At 70.7% G+C, this 22,751-nt stretch carries 17 protein-coding genes; 5 read left to right on the forward strand and 12 right to left on the reverse strand.

Annotation, left to right across the window (positions count from 1 at the left end):
* Positions 1-69: 69 nt before the first annotated feature.
* The 5 genes from ABD844_RS05415 to ABD844_RS05435 form a co-directional block, all read right to left on the reverse strand.
* Positions 70-1,206 (reverse strand): acyltransferase family protein, encoded by a 1,137-nt coding sequence (locus tag ABD844_RS05415; protein WP_344873565.1) that lies wholly within the window; start codon positions 1,204-1,206, stop codon positions 70-72.
* A 22-nt stretch (positions 1,207-1,228) separates the two neighbouring features.
* Positions 1,229-2,260 (reverse strand): pyridoxal-phosphate dependent enzyme, encoded by a 1,032-nt coding sequence (locus tag ABD844_RS05420; protein WP_344873567.1) that lies wholly within the window; start codon positions 2,258-2,260, stop codon positions 1,229-1,231.
* Positions 2,261-2,374: 114 nt separating this feature from the next.
* A complete protein-coding gene (hypF, locus tag ABD844_RS05425) occupies positions 2,375-4,630 on the reverse strand; it encodes a carbamoyltransferase HypF (RefSeq protein WP_344873569.1) in 2,256 nt (751 codons plus the stop codon).
* 203 nt (positions 4,631-4,833) lie between these two features.
* Positions 4,834-6,597, reverse strand: a complete 1,764-nt coding sequence (gene arc / locus ABD844_RS05430) for a proteasome ATPase (RefSeq protein ID WP_344873571.1) — start codon at positions 6,595-6,597, stop codon at positions 4,834-4,836.
* A gap of 204 nt (positions 6,598-6,801) precedes the next feature.
* The gene (locus ABD844_RS05435; protein WP_344873573.1) at positions 6,802-7,653 is read right to left on the reverse strand and encodes a tRNA (adenine-N1)-methyltransferase; all 852 of its coding nucleotides are present in this window, start codon (positions 7,651-7,653) and stop codon (positions 6,802-6,804) included.
* Positions 7,654-7,708: 55 nt separating this feature from the next.
* Here ABD844_RS05435 and ABD844_RS05440 point away from each other — a divergent pair, with 55 nt between their 5' ends.
* Together ABD844_RS05440 and ABD844_RS05445 are read left to right on the forward strand one after the other, a co-directional pair.
* Complete coding sequence (locus tag ABD844_RS05440) at positions 7,709-8,866, forward strand: GNAT family N-acetyltransferase (protein WP_344873574.1); 1,158 nt, start codon at positions 7,709-7,711, stop codon at positions 8,864-8,866.
* 368 nt (positions 8,867-9,234) lie between these two features.
* On the forward strand, positions 9,235-10,110 hold the full coding sequence (locus ABD844_RS05445) for an SDR family oxidoreductase (protein ID WP_344873575.1): 876 nt from the start codon (positions 9,235-9,237) through the stop codon (positions 10,108-10,110).
* 216 nt (positions 10,111-10,326) lie between these two features.
* On the opposite strand, the gene ABD844_RS05450 is transcribed toward ABD844_RS05445, so the two are convergent.
* Both ABD844_RS05450 and ABD844_RS05455 read right to left on the reverse strand, forming a co-directional pair.
* Positions 10,327-11,850 (reverse strand): FHA domain-containing protein, encoded by a 1,524-nt coding sequence (locus tag ABD844_RS05450; protein ID WP_344873576.1) that lies wholly within the window; start codon positions 11,848-11,850, stop codon positions 10,327-10,329.
* Positions 11,851-12,191: 341 nt separating this feature from the next.
* Positions 12,192-13,328 carry a site-2 protease family protein gene (locus ABD844_RS05455; RefSeq protein ID WP_344873578.1) on the reverse strand — a complete coding sequence of 379 codons (1,137 nt, stop codon included), beginning with the start codon at positions 13,326-13,328 and terminating at the stop codon, positions 12,192-12,194.
* Between the two features lie 115 nt (positions 13,329-13,443).
* On the opposite strand from ABD844_RS05455, the gene ABD844_RS05460 reads away from it, so the two are divergent.
* The 3 genes from ABD844_RS05460 to ABD844_RS05470 all read left to right on the forward strand — a co-directional run bounded on the left by ABD844_RS05460 (position 13,444) and on the right by ABD844_RS05470 (position 16,348).
* Entirely contained in the window at positions 13,444-14,304 is an 861-nt protein-coding gene (locus ABD844_RS05460) for a RecB family exonuclease (RefSeq protein WP_344873580.1), read from the forward strand.
* 98 nt (positions 14,305-14,402) lie between these two features.
* Positions 14,403-15,668, forward strand: coding sequence for a sensor histidine kinase (locus ABD844_RS05465; protein WP_344873582.1), 1,266 nt, complete (start codon positions 14,403-14,405; stop codon positions 15,666-15,668).
* On the forward strand, positions 15,665-16,348 hold the full coding sequence (locus ABD844_RS05470) for a response regulator (protein ID WP_344873584.1): 684 nt from the start codon (positions 15,665-15,667) through the stop codon (positions 16,346-16,348). Before ABD844_RS05465 ends, ABD844_RS05470 begins: the two co-directional genes overlap by 4 nt.
* Positions 16,349-16,429: 81 nt before the next feature.
* Here ABD844_RS05470 and ABD844_RS05475 read toward each other — a convergent pair whose 3' ends face one another.
* The 5 genes from ABD844_RS05475 to ABD844_RS05495 form a co-directional block, all read right to left on the reverse strand.
* Positions 16,430-17,455: an ABC transporter ATP-binding protein gene (locus ABD844_RS05475; protein WP_344873586.1), complete on the reverse strand. Its 1,026-nt coding sequence runs from the start codon at positions 17,453-17,455 to the stop codon at positions 16,430-16,432.
* On the reverse strand, positions 17,452-18,477 hold the full coding sequence (locus tag ABD844_RS05480; RefSeq protein ID WP_344873588.1) for an ABC transporter ATP-binding protein: 1,026 nt from the start codon (positions 18,475-18,477) through the stop codon (positions 17,452-17,454). Before ABD844_RS05480 ends, ABD844_RS05475 begins: the two co-directional genes overlap by 4 nt.
* Positions 18,474-19,487 carry an ABC transporter permease gene (locus tag ABD844_RS05485; protein WP_344873596.1) on the reverse strand — a complete coding sequence of 338 codons (1,014 nt, stop codon included), beginning with the start codon at positions 19,485-19,487 and terminating at the stop codon, positions 18,474-18,476. The genes ABD844_RS05480 and ABD844_RS05485 overlap by 4 nt, the downstream gene beginning before the upstream one ends.
* Before the next feature lie 86 nt (positions 19,488-19,573).
* Entirely contained in the window at positions 19,574-21,340 is a 1,767-nt protein-coding gene (locus tag ABD844_RS05490) for an ABC transporter substrate-binding protein (RefSeq protein WP_344873590.1), read from the reverse strand.
* A gap of 50 nt (positions 21,341-21,390) precedes the next feature.
* Positions 21,391-22,383, reverse strand: coding sequence for an ABC transporter permease (locus tag ABD844_RS05495; protein WP_344873592.1), 993 nt, complete (start codon positions 22,381-22,383; stop codon positions 21,391-21,393).
* Between the last annotated feature and the right edge of the window lie 368 nt (positions 22,384-22,751).

Genomic DNA, 22,751 nt, shown 5'->3' on the forward strand with positions numbered 1-22,751 from the left:
TCCGGGTCTGTCTATCCGCCGTTTATATGCCCGAGCCTATGCCCTTCACAGTGCCCCAGGGTCACAGAGTTATGGCACCGACGCCTTTTCCACCCCTACGACCGGAGCTGACGTGATTTGTGCGGATCTGCGGGGCTTGAGTAGCCGCTGGATGGGGCGTTCGGCAAAGGAGTAGACCAGATACGACACGACGATCGCGGCCACCGTCGTGACCGTGGCCACGGCCCAGGGCGGCAGGTTCCCGGTGAGCAGCGGGATCAGGGCCACCGCGACGACGCTATGGAACAGGTAAAGCGGGTATGTCGTGCCGCCGAGCGCGGTGAGCGTCCGGGACGGCTTGAGCCGGAGCAGGCCGAGCGCCACGAGGGACGTCACGACGAAGATCAGGGTGATGGTGATGATCACACCGGTGTCGGTGACGGGCATGTTCTTGAACCCGGCCACTTCGATGCGGCCGTGCACGCGGTCGAGGGCGGATTGGATGGACAGCGCGTACCCGGCGGCGACGTAGAGCCACGGGAGCCAGGCGCTGCCGTGTTTGTGGATGAGGTACAGGGCCATGCCGGCGATGAAGTAGGGCGCGTAGTTGGGCATGACGATCTCGTTGACGAGGTCGCTGACGGCGGTGTCGTCGAATGACCTCGCGCCGACCACCGCGGCCAGCCAGACGCCGCAGAAGACCAGCACCCGCCCGTACGTCACCCCGACGATCACCAGGATGGAGATCAGCAGGTAGAAGCGCAGCTCGGCCCAGAGCGACCAGTAGACGCCGCTGGCATCGGTGATCTTGAATAACCGCTGGAACATGGTGGCGTTCACCAGGTATTCACCTGGGGAAAGTTTTGGGTCCAGCGCCTTGGCCCCGGTCAGGCCGTAGAGGGCGGCGACGGCGGCCAGGCTGAGCCAATAGGCGGGGTAGAGCCGTACGAGGCGGGAGCGGGCGAACGCGCCCAGGCCGCGCCCCCAGACGCTCATGAGGATGACGAACCCGCTGATGATGAAGAACAGCTCGACGCCCAGGATGCCCAGCCCCGCGACCGGGGCCAGCGCCGGGAACAGCTCGGCGGGCCGATCCCCCCACACCGACGCGTAGGCGACCAGGTAGTGGAAGGCGACGACGGCCAGGGCGGCGAGAAAACGCAGGAGGTCGAGTTCGGCCAGCCGGCCGTCTCCGCGAGCGTGTTTCGGCCGGTTCGGTGCGTGCACGCCATATTGGACGTAACTCCGATCACTTTGGTTCCACCGGACCCTCAGTTCCCACCAGCAACACCTGGGAGGCGTCGTCGAGGGCGAGCGCGGCGCGGGCGGAGGGGGTGAGGGCGAGCAGCCCGGCGGCTCCGGCGGCCCCGCACTCGGACAGCGCCACGTCGTGACCGGCGAGCAGGCGGGCGGCGCCGGCGGCCTGCTCGTCGCTGATGGTGACGTAGAGATCGGCCAGGTGCCCCAGGAGGCGGTGGGCGAGCAGGGACGGCTCACGGCAGTCGAGCCGGCCGAGGGTCGTGTGGCCGCCGGGGACGCGGACGGGGTGACCGGCGCGGGCGCTCTCCAGAAGGCAGGGCGCGCCGTCCGGCTCGACGACGACGATCCTGGGCCGCTCGCCCCACCGGTCGCGTACGTACCCGGCCGCGGCGGCGGCCAGCCCACCCACCCCCGCCTGGACGAACACGTGCGTGAACGACGCCCCCGGAGGGTCGGCCAGCTCGTCGAACAGCACGCTGTAGCCCCGCATGACGTCCAGGGGGACGCCGGTGTAGCCCTCCCACGAGCTGTCGGCCACGAGCCGCCAGCCGTGCTCCCGGGCGGCGTCCGTGGCGGCCGCCATGCTGGCCTCGTAGTCGTGGCCGCTGCGCCGTACGTCGGCGCCGAGGCCGCGCAGCCGGTGCGCGAACGCCTCGGGGACGCCCTCGCTGAGATACACCACGCAGGGCACGCCCACCTCGGCGGCGCCGGCGGCGACGGAGATCCCGTGGTTCCCGGCGCTGGCGCAGACGAACGGGGCGCCGCCGGGGTCGCGCTCGGCCAGCAGGTGCACGGCGTACGCGCCGCCGAGCGCCTTGAAGCTGCCCAGCCCCATGCGCCCGCTCTCGTCCTTGACGTGCACGGCCCCGGTCCCGGCCAGCCCGGGGATGGTGTGGACGGGTGTCGGCCGGTAGCCGGGGTGCCGGGCGAAGCGGGCGCGGGCCAGACGGGCGTGCTCGGCGCCGATGAGCGCGCGGTCGTGGGCGGTGTACGGGGCGCGGGCGGGGTTCAGGTACTCCATGATCGCCATGCTAGGCGTGGCACCCCCGCTCCCCCAGGCAACGCGGCGACCGACGACCGAGACGCGGGGTGCGCGGGTGGGTGCTGGGCGTGGGGTGCGGGTGCGGGCGCCGGTTCAGGCGCCGTCCTGGGCGGCGGCGACGGCTGCCTGGCCGAGGCTGAGTCCGCCGTCGTTCGGCGGCACCCGTACGTGCGTCAGCACCCGGAACCCGGCCGCCCGCAACCGCTCGGCGGTGCGTTCGAGCAGCAGCGCGTTCTGGAAGACCCCGCCGGACAGCGCGACGGCGGTCAGCCCGGTGGACTGCCGGATCGCGGCGCAGGCGCGGGTGACGACGGCGGCCAGCCCGTTGTGGAAGCGGCCCGCGATGACACCGCTGTCCACCCCGGCGGCCAGGTCCGCGGCGGCGGCGCGTACCAGGTCGCCGGACTGCACGACGAGCGGGCCCGCCCCGGTGACCTCGGCGGGGTAGACGCCGGTCTCCGCGGGGTCGGCCCGCTGTTCGAGCTCGATGGCGGCCTGCCCCTCGTACGAGATCCTGTCGCGGATGCCGAGCAGCGCCGAGACGGCGTCGAACAGGCGGCCGGCGCTGGAGGTGAGCGGCGAGTTGAGCCCGCCGGCGGCCAGCCGCAGCACGTCGGCCCAGTGGTCGGCGTTGCGTTCCGCCACGGCCAGGCCGGGGTGCTCGTCGCGCAGGTAGGCGGCGGCCATGCGCCACGGCTGGCGGATGGCCGCGACGCCGCCGGGCATGGGGACCTGGGCGAGGTGGCCGAGGCGTTCGTAGCCGGTCAGGTCGGCGCGCAGGAACTCGCCGCCCCACAAGGTGCCGTCGGGGCCGTGGCCCAGCCCGTCGAAGGCGACGCCGATAACGGGGCCGCGGTCGCCGTTGTCGGCCAGGCAGGACGCGATGTGGGCGTGGTGGTGCTGGACGGCGACGTGGTCGACACCGGCGATCTCCAGGGCGTGCCGGGTGGACAGGTAGTCGGGGTGCGGGTCGTACGCCACGACCTCGGGACGGATGCCGAACAGGCCGCAGAAGTGCTCGATGCCGTCGGTGAAGGCGCGCAGCGTGTCGTGGTTCTCCAGGTCGCCGAGGTGCTGGGAGACGAACGCCCGCCGGCCCAGGGCCAGGCAGAAGGTGCTCTTCAGCTCGGCGCCGCAGGCGAGCACGGGCCTGCGTACGGTGCGGCGCAGGGCGAGCGGCTCGGGCGCGTAACCGCGGGCGCGGCGCAGCACGGTGACCCCACCGGCGAGGGGCCGTACGACGGAGTCGTCGGCACGGGTGTGGATGGGGCGGTCGTGGGTGAGGAAGGCGTCGGCGATGCCGCCGAGGCGGGTCAGTGCGTCGGCGTCCTCGTACGCGATGGGCTCGTCGGAGACGTTGCCGCTGGTCAGCACCATGGGCTCGGCGAGCTCCGCGAGCAGCAGGTGGTGCAGGGCCGTGTAGGGCAGCATGATCCCGAGGCTGCGGTTGCCGGGCGCGACGGAGGGTGCGACGGCCGCGCCGGAGCGGCGGGGCAGCAGCACGACGGGCCTGGCCCGGCCGGTGAGGAGCGCCGCGGCGCTGTCGTCGATCTCGCACAGCCTGCGGGCCTGGCGGAGGTCGGCGACCATCACCGCGAACGGCTTCTCCTCTCGGTGCTTGCGTCCGCGCAGGGCCGCGACGGCCCGTTCGTCGGAGGCGGTCACGGCCAGGTGGTAGCCGCCCAGCCCTTTGACGGCGACGACGCGCCCGGCGCGCAGCAGGGTGGCGGCGCAGGCGACGGGGTCGCCGCACAGCTCGGTGCCGCGGGCGTCGCGCAGCCGCAGCCGGGGGCCGCAGGCGGGGCAGCAGGTGGGCTGGGCGTGGAAGCGGCGGTCGGCGGGGTCGTGGTATTCGCGGGCGCAGTCTTCGCACATGCCGAACCCGGCCATGGTGGTCAGCGGCCGGTCGTAGGGGACGCCGCGGACGATGGTGAAGCGGGGGCCGCAGTCGGTGCAGTTGACGAACGGGTAGCGGTGGCGGCGATCGCCGGGATCGGCGAGTTCGCGCAGGCAGCCGTCGCAGGTGGCGGTGTCGGCGGAGACGAGCGCGCGGCCCGGCCCTGCCGGGTCGCTGGCCGCGATCGTGAACCCGCTGTGCCCGGCGGGCTCGCCGCTGACGACGGTGACGCGTTCGATCTCGGACAGGGCGGGGGCGTCGCGTTCGAGCGCGGTCAGGAACTCCTCGACTCCGGCGAGGGCCCCCTCGACCTCGATGTGCACGCCGTTCACGTCGTTGTGCACCCGCCCGGCCAGGCCCAGCCGGTTGGCGAGGCAGTAGACGAAGGGGCGGAACCCGACCCCCTGGACGATGCCCTCCACGTGCACGTCCACCCGTTTGAGCGTGGTCATCTGCCAAGTGTGCGCCTGATCGGGGTGACGCGCATGCCTATCGGCCGTGTCGGCGCGCCTTGTGGCCGGGCCTCTCACCGGCCTCCGGCGCGTACGGCGGGCGGGCGACCCAGGAGCGACCCAGGAGCGGCCCGGGAGCAGGCCGGGAAAGGCGGCAGGGCCGCGCCACACGTATGGTGCGCGGCCCTGCCGTCCAGGGGGCCTTACAGGTATTGGCCGGTGTTGGCGACGGTGTCGATGGACCGGCCGGCTTCGGTGCCCTGCTTGCCGGAGACCAGCGTGCGGATGTAGACGATCCGCTCGCCCTTCTTGCCGGAGATGCGGGCCCAGTCGTCGGGGTTGGTGGTGTTGGGCAGGTCTTCGTTCTCGGAGAACTCGTCCACGCAGGCCGTGAGCAGGTGCTGCACCCGCAGGCCCTTCTGGCCGCTGTCGAGGAACTGCTTGATCGCCATCTTCTTGCCCCGGTCGACGATGTTCTGGATCATCGCGCCGGAGTTGAAGTCTTTGAAGTAGAGCACTTCCTTGTCGCCGTTGGCGTAGGTCACCTCGAGGAAGCGGTTTTCCTCGCTCTCGGTGTACATGCGCTCGACGACGCTCTGGATCATCCCCTGGATCGTGGCCTCGCGGGAGCCGGAGTGCTCCGTGAGGTCCTCGGGGTGCAGGGGCAGATCGGCGACGAGGTACTTCGAGAAGATGTCCTTGGCCGCCTCGGCGTCCGGCCGCTCGATCTTGATCTTGACGTCCAGGCGGCCGGGCCGCAGGATCGCCGGGTCGATCATGTCCTCGCGGTTGGAGGCGCCGATGACGATGACGTTCTCCAGGCCCTCGACGCCGTCGATCTCCGACAGGAGCTGAGGGACGATGGTGTTCTCCACGTCGGACGACACGCCGGAGCCCCGGGTGCGGAAGATCGAGTCCATCTCGTCGAAGAACACGATCACCGGTGTGCCCTCCGAGGCCTTCTCACGAGCGCGCTGGAAGACCAGGCGGATGTGCCGCTCGGTCTCGCCGACGTACTTGTTGAGCAGCTCCGGGCCCTTGATGTTGAGGAAGAAACTCTTGCCGGACTGGCCGGTCTTCTCCGCGACCTGCTTGGCCAGGGAGTTGGCGACCGCCTTGGCGATGAGCGTCTTGCCGCAGCCGGGCGGGCCGTAGAGCAGCACGCCCTTCGGGGGACGGAGCTTGTGCTCGCGGAACAGGTCGGCGTGCAGGTAGGGCAGCTCGATGGCGTCCCTGATCTGCTCGATCTGCCGCGACAGGCCGCCGATCTCCTCGTAGGAGATGTCGGGGACCTCTTCGAGCACCAGCTCTTCGACTTCGGACTTGGGTATGCGCTCGTAGACGTAGCCCGAACGAGGCTCGAGCAGCAGCGAGTCGCCCGCCCTGATGGGCTGGCCGACCAGCGACTCGGCCAGTCGCACGACGCGCTCCTCGTCGGCGTGCGAGATGACCAGGGCCCGCTTGCCCTCGTCGAGCAGTTCTTTGAGCATCACGATCTCGCCGACCTCTTCGTAGCCGAGAGCCTCGACCACGTTGAGCGCCTCGTTGAGCATGACCTCCTGGCCACGCCGGAGCGAGTCGACGTCGACGGCCGGGCTGACGTTCACCCGGAGCTTGCGGCCGCCGGTGAACACCTCGATCGTGCCGTCTTCTCTGGCCTCCAGGAAGGTGCCGAAACCGGACGGCGGCTGCGCCAGCCGGTCGACCTCCTCCTTGAGGGCGACGATCTGGTCCCTGGCCTCCTTGAGGGTTGCCACCAGGCGCTCGTTCTGGCCGGTCACGGCCGCGAGATTCGCCTGTGCCTCATGAAGACGCTCTTCGAGGACCCTGGCCTGACGGGGTGACTCGGCCAGCTTCCGCCTCAGCGCGGTGATCTCCTCCTGGAGGAAGGAGACCTGTGTTGAAAGATCAGCGACCTCCCGTTCGCGCTGCGCGGCTCGAGCCTCAGCATCATCGCGAGCTGCCACGCCCCGTCACCTCCTTCCCAGTCGAGGGCGACTACTAAGGACCTTACCTATCTCGGGCCCCTCCGTAACCTGGCCGGGCAGTGTTCGTAGAGTGACATCCAGTATTCGTTGAATAATCCTCAATAGTGCGTTTAATACTCCCAGCATCTCAACACGGCGATCTGTTCCCGTGTCACGCACGAGCGCACCCTCGTGGCCAAATTGTCATAGTTCTTCGGTGGTCCCCTTCGGTCGTCGACGGCGCGGCGGCGGGGTCACGCCGTCGGCCATGCGGCGGGCGGTGACCAGGAACCCGGTGTGGCCGATCATCCGGTGATCGGGCCGCACGGCGAGCCCTTCCACGTGCCAGTCGCGAACCAGGGTCTCCCACGCATGCGGCTCGGTGAAACACCCATGATCGCGAATGGCCTCGACCGTCTTGGACATCTGCGTCGTTGTAGCCACATAACAGCAGATCACGCCGCCGGGGGTGAGCGCCTTGGCCGCCGCGTCGACGCACTCCCAGGGGGCGAGCATGTCGAGGATGACGCGGTCGACGTCGATCTCGTCGATGGAGGCCACCAGGTCGCCGACGACCAGGCGCCAGTTGTCGTCCATGGGCCCGCCGTAGAACTTCTCCACGTTCTTGCGCGCGACGTCGGCGAACTCCTCGCGGCGCTCGTAGGAGGTGACGTGCCCGCCGGGGCCGACCGCGCGCAGCAGGAAGCACGTCAGCGCGCCGGAGCCGACACCGGCCTCGACGACGCGGGCCCCGGGGAAGACGTCGGCCATGCCGACGATCATCGAGGCGTCCTTGGGGTAGATGACGGCCGCCCCGCGCGGCATGGCCAGCGTGTAGTCCTGCAGCAGATGCCGGAAGGCGAGGTATTGGGTGCCGCCGGAGGAGCGCACGACGGAGCCCTCGGGCTGCCCGATCAGGTCGCTGTGCGGGATGGCGCCCTTGTGGGTGTGGAAGACGCCGTCCTCTTTGAGCGTGATCGTGTGGCGCTTGTTCTTGGGGTCGGTGAGCTGCACCTGATCACCCACCTGGAAAGGCCCATGCCTGCGGAAACCCATGGCGGCAAGGGTATAGGGCTTTCACGTGCGTCAGGACGCGCGATATCTATGGGGGATGCTCCCGCGCGACGTGATCTCGACCGGCTCCCTGATCCTGCGGCCCCCGGTGAAAGCCGACGCCGAGGCGATCGTGAAAATGTGCGACGACCCGGTGACGGCCCGGTTCATGCCGCTGCTGCCGCGTCCTTACACCCGGGAACACGCGCTCGCCTACGTCAAGGACGCCGCGGCCACGTGGCACGACGGCGGCGCCGAGTACACGATCACGCAGGACGGGCGGTTCGCCGGCTCGATCGGGGTGCGCCCGCCGGACCACTGGGGGGTGACGGAGCTGGGCTACCTGGTGGCGCCGTGGGCGCGGGGCGGTGGCCTGGCCGCGACGGCGGCGCGCGGGGTGACCGACTGGCTGTTCGACCAGGGGGTGCGCCGGGTCGAGCTGCAGGCCGAGGTGGAGAACGTGGCGAGCCTGCTGGTGGCGTTGAGAGCGGGTTTCCGCGAGGAGGGGCGGCGGCGGGACGCCAAGCGGCTGCGTGACGGGCGGTTCGCCGACTTCGTGATGTTCGGCAGGCTGCGCGGGGAGGGGGCGGAGCGGGTCGAGCCGTACCTGCCGTTCTTCGAGGGCGGGGAGCTGGGCGACGGCGTGGTGCGGCTGGCGCCGATGGCGGCCGGGGACGCCGAGGACTACCACCGGATGATCAGCGATCCCAGCGTGACGGCGTACGCGGTGACTCCGGCCACGACGCTGGAGGACGACGAGCGGCGCTGCCGCTGCACCGGCTACTGGTGGGTGTCGGGCCAGCGGGTGGAGCTGGCGGTCAGGGACGCGGCCTCCGGGGCGTTCGCCGGGCACGTGCAGCTCGTACAGGTGGCGCCGGCGCTGGGGCAGGCGATGATCGGCTACTCGCTGGCGCCGTCCTTCCGTGGCAGGGGCTTCATGACGCGGGCGGTCCGGCTGCTGGTGGAGTGGGCGTTCTCGAGCACGCCGCTGCACCGGATCGTGGCGGGGACCGACGCGGGCAACACGGCCTCGCAGGCGGTGCTGGAACGGACCGGGTTCCTGCGGGAGGGCCTGCACAGGGAGCTGTTGCCCAAGCCGGACGGGAGCCGGGCCGACGACGTGCAGTGGGCCGTGCTGCGCCCGTCGGGCAGATCCGGGAACGGGGCCGCGCAGGCAGCGGGCCGGGATCCTCGGCACGGGGCGGCCGGGGCCTGACCGGCGCCTTCGAGCCGGGCCGCATCCAGGTGATGCGGACGTCCGGTTGGGGCCCGAATCCTCGTCGGGGACGCGATTCCGCGCCGCCCGTTTCCGAAAGGCCTTCCCCATTTCCGAGCTGAACAAGATATACCTAGAATTTCCGGAAATGGCGTCCCCGACGGGCGTCTCCCAAGCGCCGCTGAGTCTGGGACGGCAAGGCCGCCCCAGACGGACCGGCACGGACGAACCGGCACGGACGAACCGGCACGGACGAACCGGCACGGACGGACCAGCGCGGACGGACCGGCACGCGGGCGGACCAGCGCGGGCATTGTGACGGAGACGGCGGGCACTGCGAGACCGCCTGAGCGGTAGCGTGCCGTTTCGTGCGGATTCTCATCGTGGGCGGGAGCGGGTTCCTGGGCGCCGAGCTGGTTCGGTTGTGCGCCGAGCGAGGTCATGACGTGGGGGCGACCCATCTGTCCCGGCCCGGCGGTCACCCGCGCGCCGAATGGCTCCCGATGGACGTGCGTTCACGCGACGACGTGCTCTCCGTGCTCGGCGCGTTCCGGCCCGAGGTGACGATCAACGCCGCCTACCGCCAGGCCGACTGGGCGACCACGGCGGACGGCGCGGCGCACGTGGCCGCGGCGGTCGCGCGGGCAGGCGGGCGGCTGGTGCACGTCTCCAGCGACGCCGTCTTCTCCGGCGACGCGCCCCGGTACGACGAGACGTGCCCGCCCGACCCGGTCACCCCGTACGGGGCGGCCAAGGCGGCGGCCGAGACCGCCGTACGGGCCCTGCTGCCCCGCTCCGCGATCGCCAGGACCTCGCTGATCATCGGGGACGGCGGCTCACCCCACGAGGCGCTGGTGCGCTCTCTGGCCTCGCGTTCGGGCCATGCCGCCCAGCCCGGCGGGGCGGGCGCGAGCGGCCCGGTGTTGTTCACGGACGACGTGCGCTGCCCCGTACACGTCGGCGACCTGGCGGCGGCGCTGCTGGAGGTGGCCGTGCGAGGGCTGTCCGGCGTGCGGCACGTGGCGGGGGCCGACGCGCTGACCCGGTACGAGCTGGGTGTGCTGATCGCCCGCAGGGACGGCCTGGACCCCGCGCGCCTGCCCTCGGGACGCCGGGCCGACGCCGGGGTGCCGGGCCCGCTGGAGGTGCGCCTGGACTGCACGGCCACGCAGCGGCACCTGACGACCCGCCTCCGCGGCACGACCCGCCTCCGCGGCGCCCGCGAGTTCCTCACACCCGCCTGAGGCACCCCCGGACGGCGACGGCTCACGTGACGACACCACCGGACGCGTGCCAAGGCGAGCGCCAGGCCCAGGCGCGTCGCAGAGCCCCGCCCCCGCACGTGTCCCACGCCCGAGACGTACCGAGCCCGCCCCGCGCGTCCCGCGCTCGAGATGTGCGGAGCCCGCCCTCGCACGTCTAGGGCGTGCGCGGGTCGAGGCGGACGTCAGCCCATCCGGCTAGCCTCGGTGCGCCTCGAAGCGGAGGGTGCGGGAGACCCCCACGCGCACTGTCGTGCCGGGTGCGATCGTGACGGGCTCGTTGGGTGGGATGTCGTAGAAGTTGGGGTCGCCGGGCGGCTGGATCTGGGTGCCGTTGACCGAGCCCAGGTCCACCAGGTTGACGTCCCAGCCGTCGAGCGCGACCCGCAGGTGGCGGCGCGAGACCGAGCCGTCGGGGCTGGTGACCTTGGCGGGCCTGGCGGTGCCCCCCGCCACCTCCGGCGCGCGCTCGGGGTCGCGCCCCAGCAGGTAGTCGCTCTCCAGCGGCAGCGCCGTGCCGTCGTCGAGGATGAGGACGCCGAGCGAGGGCCGCGGGCCCTTGTAGGGGACGAGGGTGCGCTGCACCAGGGCGATGCCGCAGACCGCGCAGTAGGGCACGCGGGGGTCGTTGAAGTGGTCGTTCTTGCAGTCGACCCCGTAGACCAGCGGGCGGTCGCCGTGCTGCTCCGGCTGCTGCTCCTGCTGGGGCGGCGGGCCGGGGTGGTCGAAGTGGTCGGGCTGGCCGAGCAGCGGCGGTGCGGGCTGATCGTAGTGGTCGGGCGGGCCCAGGTGCTGCGGGACCTGCGGGTCCGGGGCGCCGTTGCCGGCGGGGAGCGGCTCGTCGTAGGAGGGGAACTGCTGCTCGGGCAGGGACGCGGGCTGCTCCGTCGAGGGCTGGAACGAGGGCTCGTGCGGCGGCGGATAAGGCGGCTCGTGCGAGGGCTGGAACGAGGGCTCGTGCGACGGAGGGTAGGGAGGCTCGTGCGGCGGCGGATAAGGCGGCTCCGGCGGCGTGAGGTAGGAGGGCTGCTCCTGCGGGGGGAGGAAGGGCGGGGGGTCCATGGCCGGCGGCGCGGGCTGCGGGCCCGAGGCGGGGCCGGGGACGGCCGGGGGCTGGTCGGCCAGCGGGTAGGGGGGCCGTTCGACGGGCGGCTGCGCCGGCGGCTGGATCAGATCGGCCTCGATGTGGAAGGCGGTGGCGGGCATCTCGCTGGTCAGCGGCCTGGAGGGGGCGGAGGCGGCCGCGGGCCGGTCGGTGAAGTCGCCGACGAGGCCGCCGCCGTGCACGATGCCGCCCTCGAAGCGGACCGCGGGGTGCGGGCTGCCCGCGCCGGGCAGGCTCAGCTCGACGCTTTCGACCGGGCCGGTGACCAGCCGGTCGGCCCAGGTCAGGGAGTCGCTGCCGGCCAGCCGCGTCTGGCCCGCGGAGGTGCCGATGGTGGCCGCGGCGGACCCGCTCACCAGGACGGCGACGCCACCGCCGACGGGACCGGCGACCGCGCACGTGACGGGGTCGCCCGCCATGTTGGCCGCCAGCACCTGCGCGGCGCGGCGGGCCAGCGCCCGGCCGTCGCCGCCGGACGCGGCCGTCTCGCGCAGCGCCCCCAGCAGATCGTCGGCGGCCGACTCGGCCGCGTAGCACACCAGCAGCAGCCCACCCACGTAGGCGACCAGCCCGTTTCCAGGAAGCGGACGCACCACTCCGAAACCCTGGTCGGTCATGAGTCCTCCCTCATGACGACCGTGCTGCGCTCATTGGTGCCCTCGCTGCGCTCGGTCACTCAACTCTCCTCCCCGGAAACCGGCGATATTACGGCACCCGCACTGCCGTGCCGGTCACCAGCCATACGCATACCCAGACGACGAGGCCGTGTCGCGGCCCCCTCATCTCGATTCGATGAACCGGTCGACCGCAACAAACCCCTCAACTGTGCAAGTTTGGCCAAACAGCACACTATCGGCCAGTCACCGCATATCAGAAATCGCCGGAGCCGGCCGCGGCAGACCCGAAACCGCTGGGCACGACCCTATCCATGGCCTGCCGCATAAACGAGTGGGACATTTCAGACCCCGGTGAAAACCCTGTTCACATCGGCCGTGGCGAGCACTCCGAAGATCTGTCCGCCGCTCTCCACCAGCAGGTATTCGCTGCCGGGCGCCTCGCGCATGGCGTCGATGAGCGGCTCGCCCACGAGGTCGGCGTCGAGCACCATGGCGGGCTCGATCGACTTGGCCATGGAGCCGACGTTCACCCAGGGACGGCGGTGCTCGGGGGTCGCCTGGACGGCGGCCTCGTTGACGATGGCCAGCGGCCTGCCCTCGTGGTCGACGACGACCAGCGCGCCCGCCCCCCGCTCGGCGGCCTGGCGCAGCGCCTCGGCCAGGGGCGTCTCCGCGGTCACCGGGATGGCCCTGCGCGCCAGGGTGCGGGCGTTGACCTGCGGGATCCGCTGCCGGATCTTGGCGATGCGCAGCGACTGGGTGGCCCCCATCCAGATGAACGACGCCAGCACCAGCGGCCACACCAGGTCGAAGGGGTTGAACTCGCGCCCGCTCGTCAGCGCGGTCGCCAGCGGGAAGACCACCAGCAGCGCCGCCAGCACCCGCCCACCCCAGGCCGCCACGATCGTGCCGGAGCCGGGGCTGCCGCTCACCTTCCACACCCCGGCGCGCAGCATCCGGCCGCCGTCGAGCGGCAGCCCAGGCAGCAGGTTGAACACGCCGACGATGAGGTTGGCGAACCAGAGCTGCCAGGTGAGCACCTCGAGGATGCCGCCGTCGTTGATCACGAAGATGTCGAGGACCAGGCCCAGCCCGGCCAGCCCCAGCGAGAGCGCGGGCCCCGCCGCGGCGACCATGAACTCCTTGCCCGGCGTGGGCGGCTCCTTCTCGATCTCCGACACGCCGCCCAGGAGATAGAGGGTGATCCTGCGGACCGGCAGCCCGTACGCCTTGGCCAGCACGCTGTGGGCCAGCTCGTGCAGCAGCACCGAGACGTACAGCAGCACGGCGAACACGAACGCCACCGCGTAGGCGGCGAAGTCGTTGAGATGAGGCAGCATGGCCCGCATCTGAGGGCCGAACATCACGGTGATGAAGGCCGCCACCAGGAACCATGTCCACGAGACGTACACCGGAATGCCGAACGGCTTCCCCATCCGAAGACCGGAGAACTCCTGCCGCGGGCTCTGCTCGCTCACCGCACTCCTTGAACGTCCATTACGTGCTGTTGCTGCCTTGATGCTACGCGCCCGATCACGTGATCCTCGTCCCGCAGAGGTTATTCTGTCGGCGTCTTGACCTAGAGTGCGGTGCATGACGTTGACCGAACCGGTGATCATCGGAGCTCTCTCCCCCTCCCGGGCGGGCGATTTCATGACGTGTCCGCTGCTCTATCGCTTCCGGGTGATCGATCAGCTCCCGGAGCAGCCCTCGCAGGCGGCGGTGCGCGGCACGGTGGTCCACGCGGTGCTGGAGCGCCTCTACGATCTGCCCGCGCCGCGCCGTTCGGTCGAGGCGGCGCTGGAGCTGCTGGAGCCGCAGTGGGAGCGGCTGCTGGCCGACGACCCGCAATACGCGCGGATGTTCGCCGACGACGGCGAGCGGGCCGAGTGGCTGGGCCAGGCGCGGGCCATGCTGGAGCGCTACTTCACGCTGGAGGACCCGACGCGGCTGGAGCCGGCCGAGCGCGAGCTCTACGTGGAGGCGGTGCTCGACGGAGGGCTGCTGCTGCGGGGCTATGTCGACCGGCTCGACGTGGCGCCGACCGGCGAGGTCCGGGTGGTCGACTACAAGACGGGCAACGCGCCGGGGCCCGACTTCGAGGCCAAGGCGCTGTTCCAGATGAAGTTCTACGCGCTGGTGCTGTGGCGGCTGCGCGGGCGGGTGCCGCGGCTGCTGCAGCTCGTCTATCTCGGCGGGCAGGGCGAGGTCCTGCGCTACGCGCCCGACGAGGCCGACCTGCTGGCCACCGAGCGCAAGGTGATGGCGTTGTGGGCGGCGATCGAGCGGTCGCTGGAGACGGGCGAGTGGCGGGCCAGGCGCAGCCGCCTGTGCGACTGGTGCGACCACCAGGCCCTGTGCCCGGAGTTCGGCGGCACCCCACCGCCGGTGCCCGACCGCCAGCCCGGCGACACGCTGCGCGGCAGCCGCCGATCGGCCACGGACGAGCTCTGACGCGCCGCGGTCGCACGGCCACGGAGCGGGGCGCTGATCGGTGGTTATCCTCCCGAGGGAGGAGGTTACGGGCTCTCACCTGGTCTTACAGTGAAGCCGTGCGCATAGATCGGAGCAGGCTCCACGACACGGTGCTGGCCGGGGTGGTGGCGGGGGCCTCTGTGGCGCTGTTCGTGCTCTACGGGCCCGATCGCCTGCAGGCCGAGGGCGTGCCGGTCGAGGGCATGCGGCCGCCCGACCCGTTCGGCGCGCTGCTGCTGGTGCTGGCCTGCGCGCCGCTGGCCGTGCGCCGCCGCTGGCCGCTGGCGGCGCTGTGCGCGGGGCTGGTGCCCGAGACGCTGCTCAACGCGATGGGCTACGGCACGGGCGTGTCCAGCCTGTCCGGCATGGTGCTGCTGTACTCGGTGGCCTCCTACCGAGGGCTGGCGATCTCGCTGGTGGCGCTGGTGCTGACGCTGATCGCCTTCGTGACGGGCGCGGCGGGCGGCCCGGCCGGGGTGGCGAGCTGGAACGAGTACGTGGTCGTGGCCGTGGTCATGGTGGCGGTGTGGGGCGCGGGCCGGAGCCTGCGGCTGCGCCGGGCCTACCTGGAGGAGCTGAGAGACCGGGCGGCGCGGCTGGAGCGGGCGCACGCGGCCGACACGCGGGCGGCGCGGGCCGAGGAGCGTTCGCGGATCGCCCGCGAGCTGCACGACGTGGTGGCCCACCACGTGAGCGTGATGACGGTGCAGGCCGCGGCGGCGCGGCGGGTGCTGGCCGCCGATCCCGACCTGGCGCGCGAGGCGCTGTCAGCGATCGAGCACACGGGGCGGCTGGCGATGGCGGAGATGCGCAACATCGTGGGCGTGCTGCGTACCGACAGCAGGCCGGGAGCGCGGGCCGAGCTGGGCCCGCAGCCGGGCATGCGGGACCTGCCGGCGCTGGTGGAGCAGATGCGGGAGGCGGGGCTGGCGACGCGGCTGCGGGTGGAGGGTGAGCCGGTGTCGCTGCCCGCGGGGGTGGACCTGGCCGCGTACCGGCTGGTCCAGGAGGGGCTGACCAACAGCCTGCGGCACGCGGGGGCCGGGGCGAAGGCCGTGGTGACGGTCCGGCACGAGCCGCACGAGCTGGACGTACGGGTGGAGGACGACGGCAGGGGCACGGCGCCCGGCCCGCAGCCCACCCCGCAGTCCACCCCGCAGCCCGCAGGGCACGGCTGGGCCGACGGCTGGGGCGCGGCCCGGGAGCCCGCGCTGCCGCCGGGGCACGGTTTGCTGGGCATTCGCGAACGGGTGGCCCTCTATGGTGGAATCCTGAACATCGGTCCGCTACCGGGGGGCGGTTTCGAAGTGCGGGCGAGGTTCCCGTTGAAGGACGGCCAATGACGATCAGAGTGCTGCTCGTGGACGACCAGCCGCTGCTGCGCACCGGGTTCCGCCTGATCCTGGAGGCCGAGCCCGACATCACGGTGGTGGGCCAGGCAGGAGACGGCAAAGACGCGCAGGAGCAGACCAGGGCGCTGCTGCCCGACGTGGTGCTGATGGACATCCGGATGCCCGGCGTCGACGGCATCGAGGCGACCCGCAGGATCGTGCGCGAGGCGGCGCCCACCGCGCACGTGCCGAAGGTGCTGGTGCTGACCACGTTCGACCTCGACGAGTACATCGTGGAGGCGCTGCGCTCGGGCGCTTCCGGGTTCCTGCTGAAGGACGTGCCGCCCGACGAGCTGGTGCAGGCCATCCGCGTGGTGGCGGCGGGCGACGCGATCGTGGCGCCGAGCGTGACGCGGCGGCTGCTCGACCGGTTCTCCACGCGGCTGCCGTCGGCGTACGAGCAGGCGGCCCCCGCGCGGCTCGACCGGCTCACCGAGCGGGAGCTGGAGGTGCTCCGGCTCATCGCCAAGGGCATGTCTAACGCGGAGATCGCGGCCAAGCTCGTGGTGAGCGAGACGACGGTTAAGACGCACGTCGGCAACGTGCTCACCAAGCTGGGCCTGCGTGACCGGGTGCAGGCCGTGGTGCTGGCCTACGAGACCGGGCTCATCACCCCCGGAGCCATTTCCTAGCAGCGCCGGTTCATGGCAGGCCGACGCCGCCCGCCGTTCTCGTTCGGCGGCGGGCGGCGGTGGCGGGCGGCGTGACGCCGGTCAGCCGGCCTCGGCCTGGGCGGCGGCGGTGGACACCTCGGGCGCGTTCTCCGGGAAGTGGCAGGCCACCCGGTGGCCGTCGGCCCGCGCTTCCAGCGGCGGCTCCACCGTCTTGCAGATCTCCTGCGCCTTCCAGCAGCGCGTGTGGAAGCGGCAGGCGGGCGGCGGGTTGAGCGGGCTGGGCACGTCGCCGGTCAGCCGGATGCGGTCGCGGTCCTTGCGGTTCTTCGGGTCGGGCACGGGCACGGCCGACATCAGCGCGTTGGTGTACGGATGCATGGGCGAGCTGTACAGCCGCTTGCGGTCGGCGATCTCGACGATCTTGCCCAGGTACATGACGGCGACCCGGTCGCTGATGTGCCGCACCACCGACAGGTCGTGGGCGATCACGACGTAGGTCAGGTCCAGCTCGGTCTGCAGGTCCTCCAGCAGGTTGACCACCTGGGCCTGGATGGACACGTCGAGCGCGGAGACCGGCTCGTCGGCGATGATCAGCTTGGGCTTGAGCGCGAGCGTGCGGGCGATGCCGATGCGCTGGCGCTGCCCGCCGGAGAACTCGTGCGGGTAGCGGTTGTAGTGCTCGGGGTTGAGCCCGACCAACTCGAGGATGTCCTGGACGGCCTTCTTGACGCCGTGCTCGGTCTGCACGCCCTGGATCCGGAAGGGCGCGCCGACGATGGCGCCGACCGTGTGGCGCGGGTTGAGCGACGAGTACGGGTCCTGGAAGATCATCTGCATGTCGCGCCGGAGCGGCCGGAGCCGGCCCTGGCCCATGTGCGTGATGTCCTGCCCCTCGAAGAGGATCTTGCCGCCGGTGGGCTCCAGCAGCCGGGTCACCAGCCGTCCCGTGGTGGACTTGCCGCAGCCCGACTCCCCCACCAGGCCGAGCGTCTCGCCCTTGAACACGTCGAAACTGATCCCGTCGACCGCCTTGACGGCGCCGACCTGCCTTTTGAGCAGGCCCTTCGTCACGGGAAAGTGCTTCTCCACGTTCTGCACGGAAAGAAGCAGCTCGTTGTCACTCACTGGGTCTCCAGCACTGGCTTGATCTCGTTCTGCCACAGATCCTGCCGTTCGCTTCTGGTCAGATGGCAGCGCACCAGGTGACCGCCCTCGGTCTCGGCGAGGGCCGGCACCTCGGTCTCCGCCTTGCCCTCGGTGCGCTCGGCGTACGGGCAGCGGGGGTGGAAGGCGCAGCCCTGCGGCACGTTGATCAGGGACGGCGGCGAGCCCTTGATCGGCAGGAGCCGCTCGGTGGGCTCGCGGTCGAGGCGCGGCATCGAGCCCAGCAGGCCCCAGGTGTAGGGGTGCTCGGGCCGGTAGAAGAGGTCGTCGGCGGTGCCGTACTCGACGCACTTGCCCGCGTACATGACGAGGATGTCGTCGGACAGCTCGGCCACCACGCCCAGGTCGTGCGTGATGACGATCAGCGCGGAGTTGAACTCGCGCTGCAGGTCGCGCATCAGGTCGAGGATCTGCGCCTGCACGGTCACGTCGAGCGCGGTGGTCGGCTCGTCGGCGATGAGCAGCTCGGGGTCGCACGACAGCGCCATCGCGATCATGGCGCGCTGCCGCATGCCACCGGAGAACTCGTGCGGGTAGCTGTCGACGCGCCTGCCCGGCTCGGGGATGCCGACCCGGCCGAGCATGTCGACGGCGTGCTTGCGGGCCACCTGCTTGGAGACGCTGTTGTGGATCCGGTACGCCTCGATGATCTGGTGACCGACCGTGTAGTACGGGTGCATCGACGACAGCGGATCCTGGAAGATCATCGCCATCTTCTTGCCCCGCAGCCCGCGTACGTGCTCGCCGGAGGCGCCGATGAGCTCCTCCCCGTCGAGCCAGATCTCCCCGGAGATGCGCGCCCTGCTGCCCTTGTGCAGGCCGAGCACGCCGAGGCTGGTCACGCTCTTGCCGGAGCCCGACTCGCCCACGATGCCCAGGGTCTTGCCGCGCTCGACGCCGAACGACAGGCCGTCGACGGACTTGACCAGGCCGTCGTCGGTCGGGAAATGGATCTTCAGGTCCTTGACGTCAAGGAAGCTCACGACAACCTCACCCTCGGGTCGACGACGGCGTACAGCAGGTCGACGATCAGGCTCGCCACGACCACGAATCCGGCGGCGACCAGCACGACGCCCATGACCTGTGGCAGGTCCTGGTTCCTGATGGCCAGGATGGCGAACTGGCCCAGCCCGGGCAGAGTATAGGTGGTCTCGGTGAGCACGGCGCCGCCGATCAGCAGGCCGAAGTCGATGCCGAAGAGGGTCAGGATCGGGGTGAGCGCGGCGCGCAGGCCGTGCTTGACCACGACCTGGTTCTCGCGCAGGCCCTTGGCCCTGGCGGTGCGGATGTAGTCCTCCCCCATGGTCTCCAGCATTCCGGCCCGGGTGAGACGCGCGTAGCCGGCGGCGAACAGGAAGGCCAGCGTGATCCACGGCAGCAGCAGGTTGTAGGCCCACAGCGCGGGATTGGTGGTGAAGTCGGTCCACGCGCCGCCCGGTGGTGTCCAGCCCAGCCCGTAGCTGAAGACGACCAGCGAGATCATGCCGGTGAAGAAGATGGGCAGCGAGACGCCGGCCAGCGCGGTGCCCATCGAGAGCCGGTCGAACAGGCTGCCCCTGCGCAGCGCCGAGATCACTCCCACGCCCACTCCGGCCACGACCCAGATGAAGGCCGCGCCGATGGCCAGGGAGAACGTCACCGGCATCCGGTCCACCAGGTCCGGCCAGACGGGCTGGCCGCTGAGGAAGGAGTAGCCGAAGCACGGTGCCGGGCACTGTTCGACGCCGGCGCCGTAGTCGTACGTGGCGCCGGTGAAGATGCCCTTGACGAACCTGCCGTACTGCACGATCACCGGGTCGTTGAAGCCCAGCCGCTCCGCCACCAGATGGACGGTCTCCGGCGTGGCCGCACGCCCGACATATCGCGACGCCATGGCCTCCGGCGTGGCGCCGGCCCACTGGGGGACGACGAAGAAGATGCCGAACGTGACCATGCTGATCACGATGAGCATGGCGAATGCGCCGATCAGACGCCTGATGATGTATGTGACCACCGCTACCGGCCGAGTGGCCCGCCCGCCGCGCGGGCGGGCCACTCCTGCCTTCACCTGCCTTCGCTAGATCCCCGAACCTCGCCTGGTCACTCGACGCCGAGCAAGATGTAGTCGTACATGCTCTGGCCCTCGTTGTAGGCGACGTTCGTCACGCCCTGTCCGCGCATGAGCAGCGACTTGGCCCACACCACCGGAAGGATGGAGGCGTCCTCCATGACCTTCTTGTCGACGTCGACCCAGAGCTTGGCGCGGGCGGCGGTGTCGAGCTCGGCCGAGGCCTGGTCGATCAGCTTGTCGACCTCGGGGTTCTTGACACTCAGGTTGTAGTTGCCCGCGTCGCGGATGGTACGGCTGTCGACGATGGCCTGCATGAAGCCGTAACCGTCGGGCCAGTCGGAGCCCCAGCCGTGACCGGCCAGGCCGATGCCGTTCTTCTTGACGTAGTCGACGTTGCCGGCGTAGTCGGAGAAGTAGCTGGAGGCCGGGAAGCCCTTGAGGTCGAGCTTGATGTTGACCTTGGCCAGCGCCTGCTGCATCGCCTCGGCCAGCGCCTTCTCACGCGGACGGTCGGAACGGAAGGACATGGTGGTGGAGAAGCCGTTGGGCTGCCCGCAGGCGGTCAGCGCCTCCTTGGCCTTGGCCACGTCGCCCTTGTTCTCGGGCGCGGCGTACAGGTCGAACTTCTCCTGGCCGACGATGGGCGGCGGCATGACGTTGGTGGCGATGTCGCCACCGGCCAGCGGGCCTCCGTAGGCGGTCTGGTTGGCGACGCGGTCGGCGGCCCACATCACGGCCTTGCGGCAGTCGACGTTGTCCAGCGGGGGCGTGTCGGGAATGACCGAGACGTACCAGAGCCTGGGGATGGTCGGGTTGTCCGTACGGGCCTTCAGCGCCGGGTCGGGCAGCACCTTGCCGAGCGCGGCCGGCTGCATGCCGGTGCCCGGGATGTCGAGCTGGATGGCGCCGGAGATGAGCTGGTTGTCCAGGTCGTCGGCGTTGACGTTGAGCTGGACCTCGATCCGGTCCGGCAGCGCCGGGCGGTTCGGGTCGGTCGCCGGGTCCCAGTTCTCGTTGCGGACGAGCGTGAAGCGCTTGCCGATCTCGTTCGTCTCGAACTTGTACGGGCCGGAGGAGACGACCTTCTCCTTGTACTTCGCGCCGGTGTCCTTGGCCTGCGGCACCGGGGCCGTCATCGGCATCTGGACGACGTAGTCCATGGACGCGAACGGCTTCTTCAGGTGGAAGACCACCGTGCTGTCGTCGGTCGCCTCGACGGCGGACTTGTAGTCGACGTCGGGGGTCTCGTAGACGCCCTTGAAGTCCTCCGGCCAGGCGAGCAGCTCGTTGAGGTAGGAGGGGCCGTGCGTGAACGTCTTCTTGTCCCACGACCGCGCCACCGCGTACGCCACGTCCTTGGCGGTGATCGGGCTGCCGTCCTCGAACTTCAGGCCGCTCTTGAGCTTGTACGTCCAGGTCTTGCCGTCGGGGCTGGCCTGGCCGAGCCCTTCCGCCAGGTCGGGGATGACGGTGTTGCCCTCGGGGCCGGGGCCCGGCTTGTACATCGTCAGCGTCCGCCAGTAGAGGCGGCCGAAGTTGAACGAGTAGCCGTAGTACGTGTCAGCCGGGTCGAGGCTGTCCCAGTCGGAGGAGTGGGCCGCCTTGAGCGTCCCGCCCTTCTTCGTGGACGGGTTGTACACCTGGGTCAGGGCGGAGTTGAACGCGGGTTGCGCGGCCGCGCCGCCGGAGGCCGACTGGGCGGGCTGCTGCGGTGTGCCGCCACCTCCGCCACAGGCGGAGAGCACTAGAGCGAGCGCCGCTGTCGCGACCCCTGCCAGTGCGGTTTTCCTTCTCATTGACTAACCCCTTGGTTGGTGTGATGCGGGGGATGAAACGTTCGCGGAACTCAGCGCGCGCGCGGGTCGAAGGCGTCCCTCAACCCGTCGCCGAACAGGTTGAACGCGAGGACGGTGATGAAGATCGCCAGCCCGGGGAAGAGCACGAAGTGGGGCAGCGTGTAGAAGCGAACCGCCTCGGAGAGCATGCCACCCCAGGTCGGGGTGGGCGGGTTGATGCCGACGCCGAGGAACGAGAGCGCGGCCTCGAAGAGGATGTTGGTCGGGATCAGCAGGGTCGAGTAGACCAGGATCGGCGCCATGAGGTTCGGCAGCACCTCGCGGAAGAGGATGTAGCCGTTGCGCGCTCCCAGGCTCTTGGCCGCGTCCACGAACTCGCGCTCGCGCAGCGACAGCGTCTGGCCGCGGACGATGCGGCCGATGCTGGGCCAGCTGAAGAAGCCGATGATGAAGATCAGCATCGCGATGCGCAGGCCGTTGCCCTCCAGCCCGAACCCCTCGTCGGGGATGACTCCGGCCAGCGCGATCGCGAAGACCAGCAGCGGGAAGGCGAGGAAGACGTCCATGAGCCGGCCGATGATCTGGTCGACCCAGCCGCCGAAGTAGCCGGCGATGACGCCCAGTGTGGTGCCGATGATGACGGACACGATCGTGGCCAGGAAGCCGATCAGCAACGAGATCCAGGCGCCGGCCACGATCCGGCTGAAGATGTCGCGGCCGTTGACCGGCTCGACGCCGAGCAGGTAGTCGCCGCTCACGCCGCCGAAGGTGCCCTTGGGCAGGAGCGTGTTCTGGTCGATCTGGTCCTGGTGGAACTCCAGGGGCGGGTGACCGAGCGCGGAGATGATGGGCGAGGAGAACACCGCCACCAGGATCAGCAGCACGACGACGACGCCGCCGCCGAGAGCGACCTTGTCGCGGCGCAGCCGCATCCAGGCGATCCGGGTGAGCGATCGGCCCTGGATGGCCTTGCCCGCTCCCGCGAGCACAGACTCCGGTCGCGCTTCTGCGGTGGAACCGGAAACGTCTAGCGGTGCGGTCATGCCGAATAGCCCCCTGCTGCCGAACGACGCTGTCTATTGCGTACTGACTTTAGACCGCGGGACGCGACCTCAGGAGGCAGAATCTATGGGCTGAGCTGCGCTGACTAGTCCCTCAGACCGCTATGTGGCTAATCTGTGATTGTTGCGAAACTCATTCGTATCGATCTTGAATGGAATGTCTAGGGTGCGTTCCGGTTCCGTCTCGGAACCGTGACACAAGCGCGGCAGTTGCCGGATTTAGCTGATGCCGCGGCGCTTGAGCAACTCCTCGATGTCGGCGAAATCGTCGTCGCCCTTGCCCTGCTGCTTGGCGTTGACGGCGGGCTGCGGGCGGGTCGCCGCCGGGCCGCTCGCCGCCGGCCGGCCCG

The organism is Nonomuraea antimicrobica (assembly GCF_039536965.1).
Taxonomy (GTDB): Bacteria; Actinomycetota; Actinomycetes; order Streptosporangiales; family Streptosporangiaceae; genus Nonomuraea; species Nonomuraea antimicrobica.

What these genes read in the sequence shown, in the direction of transcription:
- ABD844_RS05490 (WP_344873590.1), bottom strand. Translation starts at nt 21,340, where the DNA reads ATGAGAAGGAAAACCGCACTGGCAGGGGTCGCGACAGCGGCGCTCGCT.
- ABD844_RS05435 (WP_344873573.1), bottom strand. Translation starts at nt 7,653, where the DNA reads ATGGGTTTCCGCAGGCATGGGCCTTTCCAGGTGGGTGATCAGGTGCAG.
- hypF (WP_344873569.1), bottom strand. Translation starts at nt 4,630, where the DNA reads ATGACCACGCTCAAACGGGTGGACGTGCACGTGGAGGGCATCGTCCAG.
- ABD844_RS05420 (WP_344873567.1), bottom strand. Translation starts at nt 2,260, where the DNA reads ATGGAGTACCTGAACCCCGCCCGCGCCCCGTACACCGCCCACGACCGC.
- ABD844_RS05495 (WP_344873592.1), bottom strand. Translation starts at nt 22,383, where the DNA reads ATGACCGCACCGCTAGACGTTTCCGGTTCCACCGCAGAAGCGCGACCG.
- ABD844_RS05440 (WP_344873574.1), top strand. Translation starts at nt 7,709, where the DNA reads ATGCTCCCGCGCGACGTGATCTCGACCGGCTCCCTGATCCTGCGGCCC.
- ABD844_RS05450 (WP_344873576.1), bottom strand. Translation starts at nt 11,850, where the DNA reads ATGACCGACCAGGGTTTCGGAGTGGTGCGTCCGCTTCCTGGAAACGGG.
- ABD844_RS05470 (WP_344873584.1), top strand. Translation starts at nt 15,665, where the DNA reads ATGACGATCAGAGTGCTGCTCGTGGACGACCAGCCGCTGCTGCGCACC.
- ABD844_RS05460 (WP_344873580.1), top strand. Translation starts at nt 13,444, where the DNA reads ATGACGTTGACCGAACCGGTGATCATCGGAGCTCTCTCCCCCTCCCGG.